The sequence below is a fragment of the Inquilinus sp. KBS0705 genome (genome assembly GCA_005938025.2).
Taxonomy (GTDB): domain Bacteria; phylum Bacteroidota; class Bacteroidia; order Sphingobacteriales; family Sphingobacteriaceae; genus Mucilaginibacter.
In genome coordinates, this window is the sequence record VCCI02000001.1 from 1458174 (window position 1) to 1476544 (window position 18371).

The 18371-nt window shown below is 40.3% G+C and carries 12 protein-coding genes; 5 read left to right on the plus strand and 7 right to left on the minus strand.

Annotation, left to right across the window (positions count from 1 at the left end; all coding sequences use genetic code 11):
- Positions 1-36 precede the first annotated feature (36 nt).
- The 3 genes from FFF34_006465 (at position 37) to FFF34_006475 (ending at position 3821) form a co-directional block, all read left to right on the plus strand.
- Positions 37-1539 (plus strand): flavin monoamine oxidase family protein, encoded by a 1503-nt coding sequence (locus FFF34_006465; GenBank protein TSD67976.1) that lies wholly within the window; start codon positions 37-39, stop codon positions 1537-1539.
- Positions 1540-1634: 95 nt separating this feature from the next.
- Positions 1635-2804, plus strand: a complete 1170-nt coding sequence (locus FFF34_006470) for a histidinol-phosphate aminotransferase family protein (GenBank protein TSD67038.1) — start codon at positions 1635-1637, stop codon at positions 2802-2804.
- 18 nt (positions 2805-2822) lie between these two features.
- Complete coding sequence (locus FFF34_006475) at positions 2823-3821, plus strand: hypothetical protein (GenBank protein TSD67039.1); 999 nt, start codon at positions 2823-2825, stop codon at positions 3819-3821.
- A 58-nt stretch (positions 3822-3879) separates the two neighbouring features.
- On the opposite strand, the gene FFF34_006480 is transcribed toward FFF34_006475, so the two are convergent.
- The 5 genes from FFF34_006480 to FFF34_006500 are packed head-to-tail and all read right to left on the minus strand — an operon-like array spanning position 3880 to position 10918.
- Positions 3880-4170 (minus strand): N-acetyltransferase, encoded by a 291-nt coding sequence (locus FFF34_006480; protein ID TSD67040.1) that lies wholly within the window; start codon positions 4168-4170, stop codon positions 3880-3882.
- 8 nt (positions 4171-4178) lie between these two features.
- Positions 4179-6746, minus strand: a complete 2568-nt coding sequence (locus FFF34_006485) for a BamA/TamA family outer membrane protein (protein ID TSD67041.1) — start codon at positions 6744-6746, stop codon at positions 4179-4181.
- Positions 6747-6775: 29 nt separating this feature from the next.
- The gene (locus FFF34_006490; GenBank protein ID TSD67042.1) at positions 6776-7633 is read right to left on the minus strand and encodes an SdiA-regulated family protein; all 858 of its coding nucleotides are present in this window, start codon (positions 7631-7633) and stop codon (positions 6776-6778) included.
- Between the two features lie 10 nt (positions 7634-7643).
- Positions 7644-9692, minus strand: coding sequence for a polyphosphate kinase 1 (ppk1, locus tag FFF34_006495; protein TSD67043.1), 2049 nt, complete (start codon positions 9690-9692; stop codon positions 7644-7646).
- A 5-nt stretch (positions 9693-9697) separates the two neighbouring features.
- Positions 9698-10918 carry an HD domain-containing protein gene (locus FFF34_006500; GenBank protein ID TSD67044.1) on the minus strand — a complete coding sequence of 407 codons (1221 nt, stop codon included), beginning with the start codon at positions 10916-10918 and terminating at the stop codon, positions 9698-9700.
- A gap of 351 nt (positions 10919-11269) precedes the next feature.
- On the opposite strand from FFF34_006500, the gene FFF34_006505 reads away from it, so the two are divergent.
- Both FFF34_006505 and FFF34_006510 read left to right on the plus strand, forming a co-directional pair.
- On the plus strand, positions 11270-12412 hold the full coding sequence (locus FFF34_006505; protein ID TSD67045.1) for a hypothetical protein: 1143 nt from the start codon (positions 11270-11272) through the stop codon (positions 12410-12412).
- Positions 12413-12436: 24 nt separating this feature from the next.
- Positions 12437-14833, plus strand: coding sequence for a CBS domain-containing protein (locus FFF34_006510; GenBank protein TSD67046.1), 2397 nt, complete (start codon positions 12437-12439; stop codon positions 14831-14833).
- A gap of 26 nt (positions 14834-14859) precedes the next feature.
- On the opposite strand, the gene FFF34_006515 is transcribed toward FFF34_006510, so the two are convergent.
- Positions 14860-16155 (minus strand): HlyD family efflux transporter periplasmic adaptor subunit, encoded by a 1296-nt coding sequence (locus tag FFF34_006515; protein TSD67047.1) that lies wholly within the window; start codon positions 16153-16155, stop codon positions 14860-14862.
- Between the two features lie 17 nt (positions 16156-16172).
- Positions 16173-18350 carry a peptidase domain-containing ABC transporter gene (locus FFF34_006520; GenBank protein TSD67048.1) on the minus strand — a complete coding sequence of 726 codons (2178 nt, stop codon included), beginning with the start codon at positions 18348-18350 and terminating at the stop codon, positions 16173-16175.
- Positions 18351-18371 lie beyond the last annotated feature (21 nt).

The window sequence follows — 18371 nt, forward strand, 5'->3', positions numbered from 1 at the left end:
GCCGGAGGTACCTACCCCGCCATGCTGGCTTTAGGAATGTTAAAAAGCGCCCCTGCACACGCATTTAATTTAGAAGGTAGCGGCACAGGCAAACACATTGTAATTTTAGGAGCCGGTTTAGCAGGTATGACCTGTGCATACGAGTTAAACAAACTGGGTTACCAATGCACCATACTGGAAGCCCGCCAAAGGGCAGGTGGCCGTTGCTGGAGCATACGCAATGGCAGCACCCAAACCGAAACCGATAAACCAACCGCAACAGCAAAATTTGATGATGGCCTGTATTTTAATGCCGGCCCATCGCGTATACCGCACCACCACGAGCTTACTTTGCATTACTGCAAAGAGTTGGGTGTGCCTTTACAGGTGTATAACAACGTTAACGAGGGCGCCTATTACTTTGCCGAAGGCACAGGCCCGCTTTCGAACAAAAAGGTACGTGCCCGCGAGATACACAACGACATACGCGGCTACATGACCGAAATGCTGGCTAAAAGCATTGACCATGGGGGCCTTGACGCCGCCCTTACCAAAGAAGATGGTGAAAAGATTATAGAGTATTTGAAAGCCGAAGGCGGCCTGGATATAGACAAGCTATATAAAGCATCGGCACGCCGTGGTTACAGCGAATCGCCGGGAGCAGGTGACAGATCGGGAAAAGTAGCAGAGGCTCATAAACTGGCTGATATTATCCGTTCGGGTTTAATGGACCCCGACTTTTATAATGTAGCCGAATACACCTACGAATTACAGATGACCATGTTTCAGGCTATCGGCGGTATGGATAAGATAGCGTCGGCCCTGGAGAAAAAGGTTGCGCCCGCTATAAAAATGGGTGCCGAGGTTACTTCCATCATCAATTTACCTGAAGGTATAAAGGTGACTTATAAAGATACAGCGGGCGAACACAGCATAAATGGCGACCTATGTATATGCACTTTACCCCTGCCGGTATTAAGTAATATAAATAATAATTTTTCTGGTGATGTTAGTCGCGCAATTGACTATATTAGCTATATACAAACAGGCAAAATAGGCCTGCAGTTTAAAAGGCGGTTTTGGGAAGAGGATGAGCAGATCTACGGCGGCATCACCCATACCAATAATGATCTTACACAAGTATTTTATCCATCGTACGACTATCTGGGCAAAAAAGGCATCCTGATAGGTTATTACAATTTTAACGAGAAAGCACAGAAGATAGGTAACCTAAATTTTGCTGAACGCGAAAAGTTTGCCTTAGAAAAAGGCAGGTTGATACATCCGCAATACGATAAAGAGTTTGAGGGGTCGTTTTCGGTTAGCTGGCATAAAACAAAATATAACTTAGGTGGATGGGCAGTATATAACACCGATACGCGAAAAACACAATATCCAGCCCTGTTAAAACCTGATAAGCAGGTTTACTTTGCCGGCGAACACATGACCTATTTAAATGCCTGGATGGCGGGAGCATTTGAGTCGGCGCGCAGTACTGTAGCGGCAGTACATGCCAGGGTAAGCGGCCAAAGGTTTGCCTACCCGGTAACAAAAAGTTAGTGTAAAATGCTGCAATAAATTATAGGTAAGCATGAAATTTTAAGAAAAAATTCAAGTATAGAAGGCTAAAAAACTAAATCAAAAAAAGCATCACAATGGCAAATTCAATTAACCGCAGAAACTGGATCAGATCCAGCGCTTTCATGGCCGGGGGACTGGCATTTTTCTCAGGAACTATAAGTAAGCTGGCGGCAATGCCAACAAAAGTGTTTAAACCATCGCCACGCGCTATTACCGACGAAGAAGCCGTTTTAAGCGGCCCTTACGATTTAAAAGCCAGGCTCTTAGCCAACGAAAACCCGTTTGGTCCATCGCCTGCTGCCAAAAAAGCAATGGCCGAAGCATTAGACAAAAGCTACCAATATCCTTTTATGCAAATGTCGCAACTGAGTGGTAAAATAGCTGCTTATGAGGGTATAATGCAAAAAAACATCCTTTTAGATTCAGGCTCAACCCCGTTGTTGCATGCTGCTGCCATGTATTATACAAAAGGCGGTAAAACCGTAATAACTGGCGACCCATCTTACGATGACCTGCCAACATGTGCAGAAGAGTTTGAGGGTAAATGGGTAAAAGTACCCCTTACAGCCGATTACAAGCTGGATCTTGACGCTATGGAGGCTAAAGTAGATGCTAATACCGGTTTGGTATATGTATGTAACCCAAATAACCCTACCGCTACGGTTGTTGATACTGCAAAACTGAAGGCCTTTTGCGAGCGTGTATCTAAAAAAACAATGGTTTTTGTTGACGAAGCTTACATTGATTACCTGCCTGACCCACAAGGCACTACCATGATCAGCCAAATAAAAACCGGAAGTAATATTATAGTTGCGCGTACCTTCTCTAAACTATACGGCTTTGCAGGCTTACGTTTAGGATATATAATAGCCCAACCACAAACGCTTGATGCATTAAAAAAATACTCGAGTAAGGGCTTTAACGTTAGCGGGCCAACCTTAGCCGCAGCACTTGCCGCCTACCGCGAGACAGACTTTTTAACAGAAGCGCTTAAAAAGACAAATGAAAGCAAAGAATACCTTTACTCGGTACTAAAAAAAGAAGGGTATGAATACATCCCGTCGTCTGCTAATTTTGTGATGTTTCCGCTAAAAATGGATAGCAAAAAGTTTACTATGGAAATGATGAAACGCAGTGTAGGTGTGCGTAACTGGCAATTTAACGGCAAAGAGTGGTGCCGTGTAAGCATTGGCCGCATGGACGAAATGGAAGCTTTTGCAGAAGCATTTAAACAATTATCATAACAGCATATTTACTAAAGAATGAACTACAAAGGACTAACACTTACTTTACTTTTAACAGGATCGATACTAATAAGCAAAGCCCAAACGGTAAACCCGCGACCGCTTACTATAGACGAGTACAAAAAAGCTCAAACCTATACCATTGCCGATTTAGACAAAGATACTTACGTTAAGTTTGATAATGCTTACGTGCTTGACCGTTATGAGGGCCGCAAACCTTACTTTGTTACCGGTGCTGATGGGTTAAAAAAACGTATAGACCTATACAAACTGGTGGCCAAAGAGGGCATGCAGGAAATTGGCCTGATGGTTTTTTACACCAATGAAAAAGGAAAGCTTTATAAAGCCCTTGTGCCGGACTTTACCGCTGATGCCAAAGTTTGGGCCCAATACTTTCAGGATATAGACGACATTAATAAGGTTGAAACCAACTTTATCCTAAAGCTATCTTATATTCTATCAAAGGAGTTGAGCTTTCAGCAGTATAAGATTTTAAATGGTGGCAAGGATATGAAAGAGGAATCGGCTACCTATGGTAATGATATCTGTTTCCCCGGCGAGGAGTTGGTAACTATGGCAAGCGGCGCTAAAAAGCAATTAAAAGACGTTAAAAGCGGCGATGCCGTAATAACTATAGACCCGGTTACTAAAATAGCCTCGGCCGTTAAAGTAAAAGAGCTTACCACGCACGAGGCTAAAAACTATGCTTTAACACGCCTTGTATTGGTATCTGCAAAAACTAAAACTACAAAAGCCGGCTATAATGTGCTGTTAAACAGCAAAGTATTACAGGCTACACCAAACCATCCTATGCTTACAAAGCAAGGTAATCAAAAAATTGGTGATATAGCACAGGGCCAGCAAGTACTATGCCTTAACGAACAAACAGGCAAGTATGAACCTTACACCGTTTTAATAAAATGCGAACAAGCTGGTGGCACCCAAAAGGTATACAACATTGTAGCCGATGGCGGTAGCACGCTATTAATGAATGGCGTAATGGTTATGCAGAAATAATAAACCACATTCTTTGTAAAACAAAAAAGGTATAGTGCACGCTATACCTTTTTTGCTTTTAATGGGCCAAAAGCAATTTATCCCACTCAGGGTATCGTTTTAAATAGGCCTGAACAAACACGCATAAGGGAATTAATTTAAGTTGATGCTGCTCAAGGTACTTGAGTGTCTTTTCTACCAAAGCGTCGGCTATACCCCTTCCCCTTAGCTCTACAGGCACCTCAGTGTGTATCAGGTAAACATGGTCGCCCTTTTGTTTATAATCAATAAACGCCCGGTGGTCATCTATAAAAATCTCAAAGCTGTGGCTTGTTTCATTATTTACAAGCTCTATATCTGTATACTTCATATATATAATTATATTCTAAAGTTAAGCGATACATAGGGGTACCAGCCTTCTTCTGAATGACCGGCCAATACCTGTAAAATTGTTAAACCTGCTGGCGCAAAGTACAAACCGCCACCAACACCCTGGTGCCATTTATCCGATCTGTCATTTTCGATCCAAACCCGGCCGGTATCATAAAATCCGCTTATACCTAACTGGCCCGGTACAATATAACTGGCAATATTGGCCAGTTTTATACGGGCCTGCAGGTTGTTGTATACCATGTGTTTACCTGCAAAACGATACTGCAAGTAACCCAATAAATTACCCTGCCCTCCTAAAAACATCGACTGGTAAAAAGCCGGTTTGCCCACGCTTACGCCACCGCCAATTCTGTCAGATAGAACGATAGTGCCTGTAGCATTTATTTTTTGATAAAAGGTAACCTCCGGCCTTAGCTGGGCAAATGATTCTGAATACCCATTTAAGCCTTTGTAAGCCGACAAATTGATATTGATATAATAACCCTTGGTTGGCAAAATGCCTGCATTACGCTGGTTGCTATTTAAGTTGATAACTACACCCGCATGCGCTTTTCCCTTATCAACCGTTAAGCTATCATACGACCCGATCTGCGAAGAGTTATTAATAAAACGGCCCTTATTATCATCAAAACTTAACTGGTAAAATTGTAATGACGGACCAACACTTATAGTAGCGTTTTTACCGGTATGAAAGCGAACGGCCGGGTCTAACTGGTAAGTATTAAACCTTGTGCGGTAAAAGCGGCGGTAATTATCTATTTTAATTAGTGGTGTTTGGTTACCCAAACCAAAAAAGTTCACCGTATTATCAGGGGCATTAACCACACCCTGTAATGTAAAATCGGCATTGCCTAAAGCTTGTATCCATTCGCCGTTATAGCGTATTCTAAACGCATCGGTTGCAAAGGCATGGGTAAGCATTAATTGTTGCACACTGGTATAAGGCAATTTTCTAAAACCATCCGTTTTAGTGTATTTAAACCCCAAACCAAGTAAAAACCCATCATCGGCATTTAAGCCCGCTGTTGCAAGAGGCATCCAAACGTTATATAAGTTTGTAGAAAGGAAGCGCGTGTTAGTGGTATCGGCAGATAAATGTTTACTTACACGATCTGTTTGGCCCGTAAATTTTGCATTTGGTGTATCATAAACCTTAACCTTATTTGCAGCCCCTGTAACATCATACAGTTTTTTACCCTCTCCCCCAACAACTCTTACCCTTATAGGCGATTTGGTAGTATTAATTTTTATTTGGTCGTCCCCTCCGCCCGCAAATAGCCTTATCTCCTTTGTGATATCGGCATTGTAAGTATGCGACAGTATAGTATCTTTTACTTCGCCTTCCTTATTAATTTTATTTATGGTGATATTAAGGCCATTATTTGGCGCATCGGTTATATTAACTAATTCGTTTTTATCGCTAATACGCAAGTCTACCACCCCGTTAATAAAGCGGTAATAGTTTGCCATAACAGTTGGCAAACTATCGCGGCGGGCCTTTAGTATGCTAAATAACTCCTTGTGCCCCATTTTATAGGTTTCTATAGGTAGTCTTCTTAAGCCCTCTTCAAGTACGGCATCAGTCTCGGCAGCAACAAATTCATTTACTACTTTCATCCATTGCTCGTAGCTCATCTGAAAATCGGGGTAAGCGTTAATAAAGCGCGATTTATAAATACCATACTTCATAGATGGCTGCCTTGTAAAATCGCCCAATAAGGGGTCTATCCATGGCTGCGCAGCAATATCGGGGAAGAGGCCCTGCTCCAGGTGAAATACCTGGTCACGATCTCGCGGCACTCCTGTGTAATATTTGCTTTTATCCTTTTTGGTAACCGCCCACCGCCACTGGTCTTCGTGTCTGTCCCAATCGCCAAGCAGCATATCAAGCATACGTGCGCGTAAAAACGCTTCACCATCAAACCGGTTATCATTATCTTTTACCAGGTTGTCAAGCATCTTAAGTGTATTATCCGAATCGCCTATCGGCTCACGCTCTTCAAGCAGGCACACTCTGTTGGCAAATATCTTTCGGTATTCTCCCAATGCTTCATCGTCGGCAATTATTCCTATTACCGGGTTGGCGTGGGGTACCCCGGCTGCTTTAGCCATGGGCGGTACTACTAAAGCTGAAAATGGGTGTTGCCCGCTAAGCGCATCATCCAGCCAGTCAACCACAAAGGTCTCGCGTAAATTTTCGGGTAATAACTTATCAGGTGTTTTCTCTACTGTGCGTATCACCCACTCTTTGCCGCTTTTATCTTTTAACCGTAACGATTTTGACTGCATACCGCCGCCCTCCTTTTCGGGAGTAAGGCCGCCGTAAACTTCGGATATTTTGATAACAGGCAATTTTACTGCTGTTGCCCACTCTTTACGGTAGTTTTTACCAAAAAACCATTTATGTGTGCCGCTAACTTTATTATAGGACGGGTGCACTTTTACTACAACACTATCGCGAAATACAGGCTCGGGCGACGTTGATTGTTGTGCTACTGTTAATGATGATATACCGGTGAATAATGCGGCCAGGGGTATAAGTCTTTTAAGCATCGGATAAGAGGTTTAGGATTAAGCCTTTATTATTTTTTTACGTATTTAAAAAGCGATATGTTTCCGGGCGACGCGGTATCGCCCTCATTAGATATATACAAGTTTCCTTGTTTATCAAAAGCCATTCCCTCGGGCTGTAAAAAGCCGGAATTTAAGGGGTAGGCTTGCTGAACGTTAAAGTTTTCGTCGGCCACTACCAGTAATTTATTTACCGACGATAAAATATACCATTGCTTTGTTAGCGGGTTTTTAGCTAACGCGGATGGATGAAATTTCATTTTGCCTTTACCCGCAATGTCGATTATTTTTTTTACGTCGATACTAAATTCACCACTTTGGGTTATAGTACCATCAGCAGCCAAATTTAAAATATAACCATTACACTCTTTAGCATGGTTACCGCCCGGGCACTGCTTGCATAAAGCATACAATTTACCTGTAAATACATCAGCATGCAAGCCTTCGTACTCGCCTTTTGGTAAAAAACTTTTTTGCTCGTTTATACTGGTGATTTGGCCCGCTGCAACCTGCGCTAAAGGGAAACTAAATAAAGTACCGTCGCTTCGTAGTATAACGGCGTAGTTATTAGCTACTGCTACATCCTCATAATCGCCATGCTTGCCAAATTTAGCCTGCTTAACTTGCGTATCGCCCGGCTTAAACGAATAGATGTTACCATCCTCGTCCTGCTCGGCATATATAGTTGCATTATCACCCTGGTTAAAGGCAATGCCCGATATTTCCAGCAATTCCGCAGGCATGTTATACTTTACCGGGTTATTCAGATCATATCCTGGCGGGTTTTTAGCCGATTGCTTTTTTGTTTGGCTGCATGATGAGCCAATAATGCCTATCAATAAGCAAAATATCACAGATGTTTTTTTCATGGTAGTTTATTTATAATGAATATTTACCGCTTAAATAGTGATAAATAGCTTTTTGCGATTGTATAGCTTCACCCTTTAAAACAGGTTTAACCTGGTTAAAATGCTCGTCTATCATTACTGCCTGTACATTATCATTTAATTGATAATCTATCAACTTTATTAATTCTTGTTTAATTGCATCGTTATAGACAGGGAAGCATACTTCTATACGATGATATATATTCCGGTTCATCCAATCAGCCGACCCTAAAAACACTTCCTGGTTGCCGTTATTATTGAATATAAATACGCGGCCATGTTCCAGGTAACGGTCTACAATACGCTTTATGGTAATATTTTCGCTCATACCAACAACTCCGGGCACCAGGCAGCATATACCACGTATAATAAGCGATATTTTAACACCCGCCTGCGATGCCTCGTAAAGCTTATTTATCATCACTTTCTCTTCCAGGTTGTTCATTTTGATAGTTATAACAGCAGGTAGGCCCTGCTTGGCTAAATTTATTTCTCTATCTATCAACTCTAAAAACCTTGTTTGCAGGTTAAACTGTGCTACCAATATATGGTTAAACTGAATCGGGTTAGATGAGGATGGCTTTTCGCGCTTGGCTAAGAAAATAAATAATAATTCAAGCTCGCGTAACAGATCATGATTGGTGGTAAGTAAAACATGGTCGGTATAAAACCGGGCGGTGCCTTCGTTTAAATTACCGGTAGCAAGCAAGCCCGAGTAACTTAGCCTGTTACCATGGCGCGTTTTAACAAGCGCGATCTTAGCATGCACCTTTAATGCAGTTACACTGTAAATGATCTCAACACCTGCGCTTTTCATTTTTTTAGCCCATTTAAGGTTATTGGCTTCATCAAAACGGGCCTTAAGCTCTACCACTACCCTCACTTTTTTGCCGTTCTTAGCGGCGCTTATTAAGGCATTAACAATGCGTGAGTTACTGGCTACCCTATAAAGTGTAACATTTATTTCTTCTACATCGGGGTTGTTAGCGGCTTCATTAAAAAACCGCAAAATGGTGCTATACGATTGATAAGGTGTATTTATTAAAATATCTCCCTGCGCAATGGTTACAGCAAGAGGTTGGCTTATTAAAATTTGCTGCGGGCTTATAGCCGGCCATTTATCATATTGTAAAGCAGGGTTATTAACAGGTAATGATGATAAGTCTTTTAAATTATGATACCTGCCTCCCTCTACCAGTGTAGCTTTCTGCAGGTCCAGGTTTGCGCTTGCGAGTTGCAGAACATCCAACGGCATATCGCCTGAGTATAAAAAGCGGGTGGCCAAGCCCATATCGCGTTTATTTAATTGCTTTTCTATCTGTTCAGACAGGTCGCCGGCATATTCATCTTTAAGATCAAGTTCTGCATCGCGGGTTACTTTTATACTATAGCAGCCGTTAATTATGTAACCAACAAATAACTTATCCAGGTTAAAACGGATAATATCATCTAAAAATAAAATGTACTGTTCGGCATCTTGCTTAACCGATAAAAATCTCGGCAACTCGTCAGATGGAATATTAAGCAGCATTTGCTTTTCAACACCACTGGCAGTTATCAGCTGTATAATAAAATACAACTTATTATTCTCAGGGAAAAAACTGCTGTCGGCGTCTAACTGTACGGGTTGTAAATAAGCCAAAACTTCCGACAGAAAGTAATTACTCACCTGCCCGGCTATGCTATCAGGTAAGGGCTGGTTATATAAAAGTGTAATATTATTTTCTTTTAACAGCGGTAGCAACTCAGTAGTTAATATTTTACCGTACTTTATTTGCTGCTTAAGTATGATATCGTTGGCCTGGTTCAGGAGTGTTGCTTGCTCGTCAGCATTTATCTTGCTTTCTTCCTTTTCGCTTATTTTTTTGAGGGCTCTAAGTACCGGCATACGCACACGGTAAAATTCATCAAGATTTGATGAATAGATAGCTAAAAAATTAATGCGCTCAATTAACGGAACCTCTTTATTCTCCGCTTCGTTAAGTACGCGTTCGTTAAAGGTAAGCCAGCTAATATCACGATTAAAATACTGTAGATGCATAAATACTACTTATGTCTGTAGGTAGCCGATGCAATTATAAAAGCTAATACCGAGATAATAAGCCCAAACATAAAAATGTTATACGCTATACGCAGCAAACGATATTTTTTTCCCAAAACAACACCCTGGGCGTATACGTCGCGTATTAAGCTACCGTATAAAAATTCCCGGTCTTCCATCATTTTGCCCATACCGTATTTATAATCTTCTAAAGACATGCGGTAGAAATTACCAAAAAACAACAAATTAACCTTTTTTGTATCTACATCCTCAATTGAAAATGTTCCTTCGGGGATAGATGGGCGCGTTGCAAGTATAGAGAAAGTCATGGCCAGCAAACTCACACACAAAAATATAAAAGTAGGTATCGACAGATATTCATACTCGGTTAGCTTGCGCAGCAACAAACTAATTATTGCCGATAAAATAATTGAGTTGACCGTTATCATGATATGGGCCTTATTATCGGCCATGTCGCTTAACCTTTGATGGTTGCTCGAACTTATCCTGAACATCGTTTCGATACCTTTTTCGGGGCGCTCCGATTTCTTCTTTTTCTCAGCCTTAATATCCTGATCATTTCCTGAAGCAGGTTGAACAACAACGGTTTCTTCGTCATTTTTATTCACCGAAGTATCTACTTTAGTTTGCAGCAAAGTAATATTTTGCGTTTTACCGCTATTTAATAACAGGCGGCAATAATCTGTATGGTAATGGTGCTCTTCTAAAAACTTAATGCTTTTGCGGCGCCAGTCCAACTTACTCAAATCAGGATTATACAAAACCCTAACTTCTTTAAAAAGTTGTTTATCCTTATCAAAAAAGTCTTCTGTGCCTAAATGGTATAGGTCAGCATCACATATAATTTGCTGTAATAAGTTTGCCGGTGCCTGTGGCATTTTTGTGGCCACAATACATTCCTTAATAGCAGCCACCTCAGATTCTTTGGCTTTATTGTCTTTAAAGAAGTTTTCGGCAATGCTCGCGCTTTCCTCTTCGTGATTTTGAAGGTCGACCATATAGCCAAGGTCATGAAACCAGGCGGCAGACAGTACTATAAAAAAGTCATCATCGCTTAATTGATAATGATTAGCAATTTGTGTTGCCTTATCAACCACATATTTGGTGTGCTTTGAATTATGATAATGCAGCCTTGAATCATCGTGCATCTTGTAATAGGCCAAAGTATACTCGTTAACTTTTTCGAGCAATTTATGATAGTTCATAGGTGTAGTTTAGATAAAAATGTATTATTAATACCATCATTATACTGCCTATATGTATCGATAATACAGCAGTGCGATAAATATAATTATTAATTTTAGCGATTATACGTGATGTTAGCCAATAAACCATACCTATTTGCTTTATTAATTGTTTTATAATTCGTTAAAGCATGGCGCTATGCCACATCAATTCCTGCTTAAAATCAAATTCAACAATCTGATGACAAGGTCAGTAACAGTTTGACAGATATTTTGAAAAATAGCTTTTTTTAAGTTCTTTAAACGTCATAAATTATATTGATAGATGCAGCTATTTAGTTATTGAGTATTATTGTATAATAATTAACGTTAATGTTATCTGAGCCTACCTATCTTCCTGCACGCATGGTTGCCCATACAATTGAAACGCATTTTAAAAAGCATCAATTGGCAGCGCAACAAATACGCGATCATAACATTGCCTCGGCCCCGGTTAGTACAATAATAGAAGCGGTAATAGATATTGCATTCTGGGCCAGTTTAAGACGAGAAGAAGGCAAATCGCCGCTTATATCGCTTGCGCTACTACAACCAACCGAATCAGAAAAACCCCTAATACTTGGACAAAAGTTACGCTTAACACCTCAAAATCTTATTAAGCTTGCTCCCGCCGTGGAACAGCCTGGTATACACCTTGGCGTTTGGCCCGAAGGGGATGACATTTTTATATGGGGTACCACACATACAATACCCGCTATTTGCTTTGTACTTGAAGTAGTTGAGCCGGGGCTATTGGTGATAAAGCATCGCCGTGTAGACGGATTTGGAAAGTTTGTAAATATAGCTGTTTTACAGGGCGATAATATTAAAGTACTTGACGAAGTAACTATGGGTGTGGCCGATTGCCCTGCCTTGCTTACTTCACTAAACAATATGCCCCTGCCATCCTACATGGGCGAATCTTTTAACGTACTGGTACAATTGGCTGCATCAATGCGTTTACATGGCCGTGGTGGCCTGGTTTTAATTGTACCTACAGGCACAACAAAATGGCAGGAGTCTATAGTTAACCCAGTAAAATACCCGGTAAAACCACCTTACAACGCCATTGCCGACCTGTTAATGTTAAGCGAGCCTGAGCGCAAAAAATTAGAGTGGCAGGAATCGTTGTTACAAGCTATTGACCTTATTGGCGGCTTTACAGCGGTTGATGGCGCTACTATTATTACTGACAAATACGACCTGCTGGCATTTGGTGCCAAGGCTGCCCGGTCAAAAAACAGCACGCCTGTTGGAGAGATAATTATTACCGAACCTGTAGCCGATGGAAAGGCGATAAGAGTACACCCGGCCCAAAATGGTGGTAGCAGGCATTTAGCCGCCGCTCAATTTGTAAACGACCAACATGATGCCGTAGCGCTTGTAGCATCACAAGACGGGCAATTTACGGTGTTTGCATGGTCGCAGCAGTTAAACATGGTGCACGCGCATCGAATTGATGTGTTACTTTTGTAATGATTTATATTGCAAACCTGATCAATGAAATTACAGCAATACTCTGATAATCCTTTCAAGATAGTTATATCGTTCCACCTACTAATAGAACATTTGGAGAACGTGGTTGCCTGCCAAACCGGTTTGCGTGCGGAGTGGGCTCGATCAGTTTTAAAAGAAATAGAACCCTTTCCCGAGTTAAGAGATGGTATAACCAGCGTAAAACAAATAGAAGATAATGAGGATGTTATATGTAACCTGTTAGCCGAACTTTTCCCTAATGCCCTTACGCGTAACGAGATCAAAGCGGTTACCATTCCCTTTCAGGATATCTTGTTCAATCAATCACAGCGTTTTAAAAACATCATTTCGGCCGCGGGCCCGTCCTTCGATATCAATATAAGGGACTTTAGTGACCATCAGTTTTACATTATGAGTTGCTGTATTATCCTTAGCGAATTTTATGGCAGGCATTTTAATTTCTCGAAGCCTTTATATTACGATATACCTGATGAAGAAGGCATTATAAAGCATTACCGGATTTTATATAATGGCGATTTTATGGAGTTAACGCCAACTCCGCAGGCTGTAGCGCTTACACCTGAAGATATTGACCTGTTAAGAGATAACTTTGATGACCTTGCACTATGGAAACGCATGTTTCCGGCGGGGAGTTGGATAATGAAGGGATTTGCACTGGTAAGCCTTTATGATGCTACCATTGAAAATGCGGTCTCGGCTTTAAAAGGCACTTTGTTAAGCACTAAGCAATCAGCTAATATAAAGGACGAAATTTTGTCGGTGTTCCGGTCGATATTCCAGATACCCGACTTGCAGATAGGATTTACAGCTTACAGTGCAGACGAGAATAAGTTTAATATCCCCGCATTCAACAAGCAATTCAACAGCTTCCTGTTGTCTGATAAGATAGAGGAGTCTTGCGATGATACCATTTGTTCAGTTTCATTAGAAGCGATGGTCGAACGAAAATCTTACTACTCGGTTTCGGATGTGGGTAAGCTACTAGCCAAAGACCCGCTAAATGTAGTAGCCCAGCGTTTTAAGGCTCAAAAAATAAAGAGTTTCATATTATCACCCGTTGTAAAGAATGATCATTTACTGGGGATTATAGAATTGGCATCAAAACGCCCGTCTGAGTTAAACAGCATTAACGCTAACCAGTTAGATGTGGTAATGCCATTTATCGCCGATACAATAGACAGACAGCTAACATCTACACAAAATAACATAAGGGCGCTTATACAAAACGAATATACTACTATACACCCAAGCGTATACTGGAAGTTTAAGCGTGAGGCAATAAAATCAATTGAGTATGAGCAGCAAAATAAAGAGTACGCGTTAAAAGAAGTAATGTTTAAAGATGTTTATCCTTTATATGGGCAAATTGATATAAAAGGATCATCGGAAACCCGTAATAACAGTATGCAGCTTGACTTGCAGAGCCAGGTGGCTGCTTTATTAAAGTTGATTAAAAAGATACAAAAGGCAGAAAAAAATAGCGAAATACAACAAGTAACAGAAACGCTTAGCTTGTTTGCAAAAGATGTAGCTAGCCCTTTGAGGGCCGACACAGAACAAACCATACAAAACTACCTGGATGGCGTGGTACATCCGCTGCTAAAGCAGTATGACGATTCTACTTTTAAGACCGCAGTTACCCAGTATTTTAAAGATGCCGAACCGTTAACAGGAGATTTTCATAAGCATCGAAAGATGTATGAAACCACCGTATCCATAATAAACGATAAGATGTCGATAATGCTGGATAAATGGCAGGTTAAGGCACAAGCCATATTTCCGCATTATTACGAACGTTTTAAAACAGACGGCGTTGAGCATAACTTATATATAGGGGCATCTATTGCACCAAACCGGGCTTTTACCATAAATAATTTGTATGACTTGCGCTTATGGCAGCTACAGGTTTTGTGCGATATGGAATATGCACACCATCATCTAAAGAAAAAATTACCTTACCCCCTCGAAGTAACATCGCTGATATTGGTGTTCAGCACGCTAATGTCTATTCGTTTTAGGATGGATGAAAAACGTTTTGATGTAGATGGAACATATAATGCACGATTTGAAATTGTAAAAAAACGGATCGATAAAGCTTTTATTAAAAACACCAGTGAGCGTATTACATCTATAGGTAAAATCACTATTGTATATTCTAATAAGGATGAAGAACGCGAGTACCTCACCTACGTAAAGTTTATGCAATCCAAAAAAATCCTTGACAAAAAAATCGAGATGCTTGAAGTAGAAGATCTGCAAGGTATATCTGGCTTAAAAGCCATGCGCATTGCTCTTAAATATCACCCTGCATTGCCGCTTGATAAATGTTATAACTATGATGACCTGTTAAAAGAGACAAAAGCAATTAAAACAAAGGCGTTGAAAACTAAAAAAGGATAACAGAGCTATCCCCTTTTTTAGCCATATTAATTGTTATGCATTACTTTAATTATATTACGGGTTAGCCTTTGTAATATAGTAGCATCCTCAGTAACAATTTCGGCATCAGCTATCATCCCTTGTTTTAAATGAATAGGCTTTTTCATATCTGATGAGTTGTTTGATCTTAAAGCCACTTTTGAAATGAAGACGCTGTCCTGATATGGCACATCAGCAATATCGCTTATGCTACCTCTAAGCATTCCATACTCTTCAAAAGGATAACTCCTGAGTTTTATTAATACCTGCTGCCCTTGCTTTACCTTACCAAGCTTATTTTGAGGGATAGTCATTTCTCCAAAGTAATTGTTATTACCTGCGTTAATATAAAAAACCTCCTGGCCGGGGTTAACAACCTGATTTTGTTGTATTAGCCCGGCAAAAGTTACTTTACCTTGTTGCGAGGCTACTAAAACATATTTGCTTTTCCAGTCCTCGGCCTGGCTTATCAAACTATTTAATGCTTGCTCAAACCGAGACCTTTCTTCATTAACCTGGTTATCAAGTTCCATTATTTCTTTTTGTTTGGCTAAATAATTACTACCTGCAGTTATTAATGCGGCATCTGTTTGTAGTAAAGGGGCTTTTTTTGCCAAATACTTACTCTCCTGTTGCCGCAACTCAGCAGGGGTCTCTACTTTTTGCTGCTCCAATTTTTTGTGCATACGGTATTCATCCTCGGCGAGGGCGAGGTCTCGTTGCTGCAATTGTTTCTCCTGCTGTAATTGCTTGGTTTGCCTGTCTAAATCGGCAATATCCTGTTGTAAAAACAATTTCTTTTTTACTAAAAAGCCATTTTGTGTAGACGCTTTATAGGAAATATATGCTTGTGAGAATTGTTGATAGGCTATTTGTAGCTCTCCAAGTTCGTCATACATATCAAAACCCGACCGTCTTAACTCCTGAGAAAGCACTGCCTGCTTTTGAAGATTTTTTAAATTAACTAATAATTGCAAAACCTTTGAATGATTGGCCGTACTTTCGATATAAGCCAGTGGCTGTCCAACCACTACATTGTCATTATTATTAACTAATAGTTTTACCAGTTTACCCGAAACTTTAGGAACAATAGGCTTTGCTACATCAGGTGATACAATTTTTAATTGTGTTTTTATAATATCCGGGTAGCGTATTAAAGCAGACATGCTTACAATTAGCACTAATACACAAAAAAACAAAGCTATACCCCAACGTAATAACCACGATGGTACTGCTGTTATTATATCCTGCATATCGTCGGTATGGCGTATCTTCTGCTTGTTATCTGTATAAATTGATGGCATTATAATAAAATATATGATCAGTTTCCGAGTTCTAACTGGTTCTTTACTAAACGATAGTAATCTCCTTTGTTTGCAATTAACTGTTTATGGGTGCCCTGTTCAGTAATATGTCCTTTATCAAGCACTATGATATTATCGGCATTACTAACTGTACTTAACCTGTGGGCCACAACAACAACTGTGCGGCCTGTAAAAAACTCCTGTAAATTATTCATTATTACCAATTCATTGTTGGCATCAAGGGCATTGGTTGCCTCGTCAAAAAATATATAATCGGGGTTTTTATATACAGCACGTGCTATCAGCATACGCTGCCGCTGACCCTGACTGATGCCATTACCCTCGGCCCCTATTTTTGTTTTTGACCCTAAAGGCAGGCTATCTATAAATTCGCCAATGTTGGCTACTTTAATGGCGTGTTGCAATTTAGTTTTATCGGGATATTCATCCCCCACAGCTATATTATGTTCTATAGTATCCGAAAATATAAAACCATCCTGCATAACTACGCCACAATGCGCACGCCATGTTTTAAACCCTATATTTCTGAGTTGTTGTTCTCCTACATTAATATCACCTTTCTCAGGTTCATAAAACCGTAATAGCAATTTTAGTATAGTAGTTTTGCCGCTACCACTCATGCCTACAATAGCGGTAGTTTTACCTTGCGGAATATCTAAACTGATATTTCTCAGTACCGGCTCGTTACCAGCACCAGGATACCTAAACATAATATTGCTTAAACTAATGCTGCGGTTTTGAGGTAAGGTGTGATTATACTCCTTTTCCGCGGGTTCTTCATCTGTCATCTGGTGGATTTCGTTTAAACGTTCTAAACTGATCTTAGCATCCTGAAAGCCTTGTATAAAACCTAAAAACTGTTGCACAGGGCTATTTAACTGGCCAATGATATATTGCACGGCCATCATCGCCCCAAGTGTCAAATTTCCATCAATAACCGCTTTAGCGCTTAAAAAAGTGATAAGCAAATTAGTAGATTCATTAATAAAGGTTGAACCCCCTTGCTGGTACTGATTTAGTGCCAAGCCTTTTATACTAAATTTAAAAAGCCGTGCTTGTAAGTGCTCCCACTCCCAACGTTTTTGCTGTTCGCAGTTGTTTAGCTTTATTTCCTGCATGCCATTTACAAGCTGTACAATGCTGCTTTGATTTTTGGATGCTATTTCAAAACTTTTATAATTAAGTGCCCTGCGCCTGCTTTGAAAGGCCAATATCCAGCCAACGTATAACATACTGCTAACGGCGTAAACAAAAAATATAGTAGTGTTATAATATGCTAGTACTACCGAAAAAACAATAAGGTTAAACATAGAAAACGCAGTACTCAATGTAGACCCGGTAAGGAAGCTTTCGATACGGCGCTGATCGTTCATACGCTGCATGATATCCCCGGTCATTTTGGTATCAAAAAAGCTGATAGGCAGTTTCATCAACTTGATCAAAAAATCTGTTAAAATAGATACGTTTACACGTGTACTAATATGCAGCAATATCCACGACCGTATAAACTCCACGCTTACCCTGCCTATTATTAACAGTGCCTGGGCAGTGATAACGATATATATAAAGTTAAGGTTACGCGTATTGATACCGATATCAACTATTGACTGTGTTAAAAAAGGCACCACTAATTGCAATAGCGTACCAATACCTAACCCAAACAGCAATTGTATCACCAACTTGCGATATATTACCAGGTAATGCAATAAAAAGTCCCAGCTTATTGCCACACCCTTTTCGTCCTCGTTCTCATAAAAAGATGGCGTTGGGCTTAATAAAAGAGCAATACCTTCGCCAGTGTCGGTATCAGCCAGCCAATTGCGTATAAATTCAGCTTCACTTAAAACTATCAGGTTATCTGCTGGGTCTGCTATGTAATATTTACCTCCGTTTATTTTATAAAGTACTACAAAATGGTTTTGCCGCCAATGCAATATACAAGGCAGTTCTGCATCTCTTAACTCCTGAAGGTTAAGCTTTGCTCCCAACGAACGAAAGCCGATCTTCTCTGAAGCATCACTAATGCCTAATAATGATACCCCTTCCCTATTGATCTCGCACAGTTGCCTTAAAGTTTGCAATTTAAAATTGCGCCCGTAAAACTTAGCTACCATACGTAAACACGTTGGGCCACAGTCCATTTGGTCGGGTTGTTTATAATGAGGGAATGCCATTTATTAGGAATTGTATTGTTT

Bases quoted from the DNA above. Each gene is read 5' to 3' on its own strand.
- FFF34_006465 (TSD67976.1), top strand. From the start codon at position 37: ATGTTAAAAAGCGCCCCTGCACACGCATTTAATTTAGAAGGTAGCGGC.
- FFF34_006470 (TSD67038.1), top strand. From the start codon at position 1,635: ATGGCAAATTCAATTAACCGCAGAAACTGGATCAGATCCAGCGCTTTC.
- FFF34_006475 (TSD67039.1), top strand. From the start codon at position 2,823: ATGAACTACAAAGGACTAACACTTACTTTACTTTTAACAGGATCGATA.
- FFF34_006480 (TSD67040.1), bottom strand. From the start codon at position 4,170: ATGAAGTATACAGATATAGAGCTTGTAAATAATGAAACAAGCCACAGC.
- FFF34_006485 (TSD67041.1), bottom strand. From the start codon at position 6,746: ATGCTTAAAAGACTTATACCCCTGGCCGCATTATTCACCGGTATATCA.
- FFF34_006490 (TSD67042.1), bottom strand. From the start codon at position 7,633: ATGAAAAAAACATCTGTGATATTTTGCTTATTGATAGGCATTATTGGC.
- ppk1 (TSD67043.1), bottom strand. From the start codon at position 9,692: ATGCATCTACAGTATTTTAATCGTGATATTAGCTGGCTTACCTTTAAC.
- FFF34_006500 (TSD67044.1), bottom strand. From the start codon at position 10,918: ATGAACTATCATAAATTGCTCGAAAAAGTTAACGAGTATACTTTGGCC.
- FFF34_006505 (TSD67045.1), top strand. From the start codon at position 11,270: ATGTTATCTGAGCCTACCTATCTTCCTGCACGCATGGTTGCCCATACA.
- FFF34_006510 (TSD67046.1), top strand. From the start codon at position 12,437: ATGAAATTACAGCAATACTCTGATAATCCTTTCAAGATAGTTATATCG.
- FFF34_006515 (TSD67047.1), bottom strand. From the start codon at position 16,155: ATGCCATCAATTTATACAGATAACAAGCAGAAGATACGCCATACCGAC.
- FFF34_006520 (TSD67048.1), bottom strand. From the start codon at position 18,350: ATGGCATTCCCTCATTATAAACAACCCGACCAAATGGACTGTGGCCCA.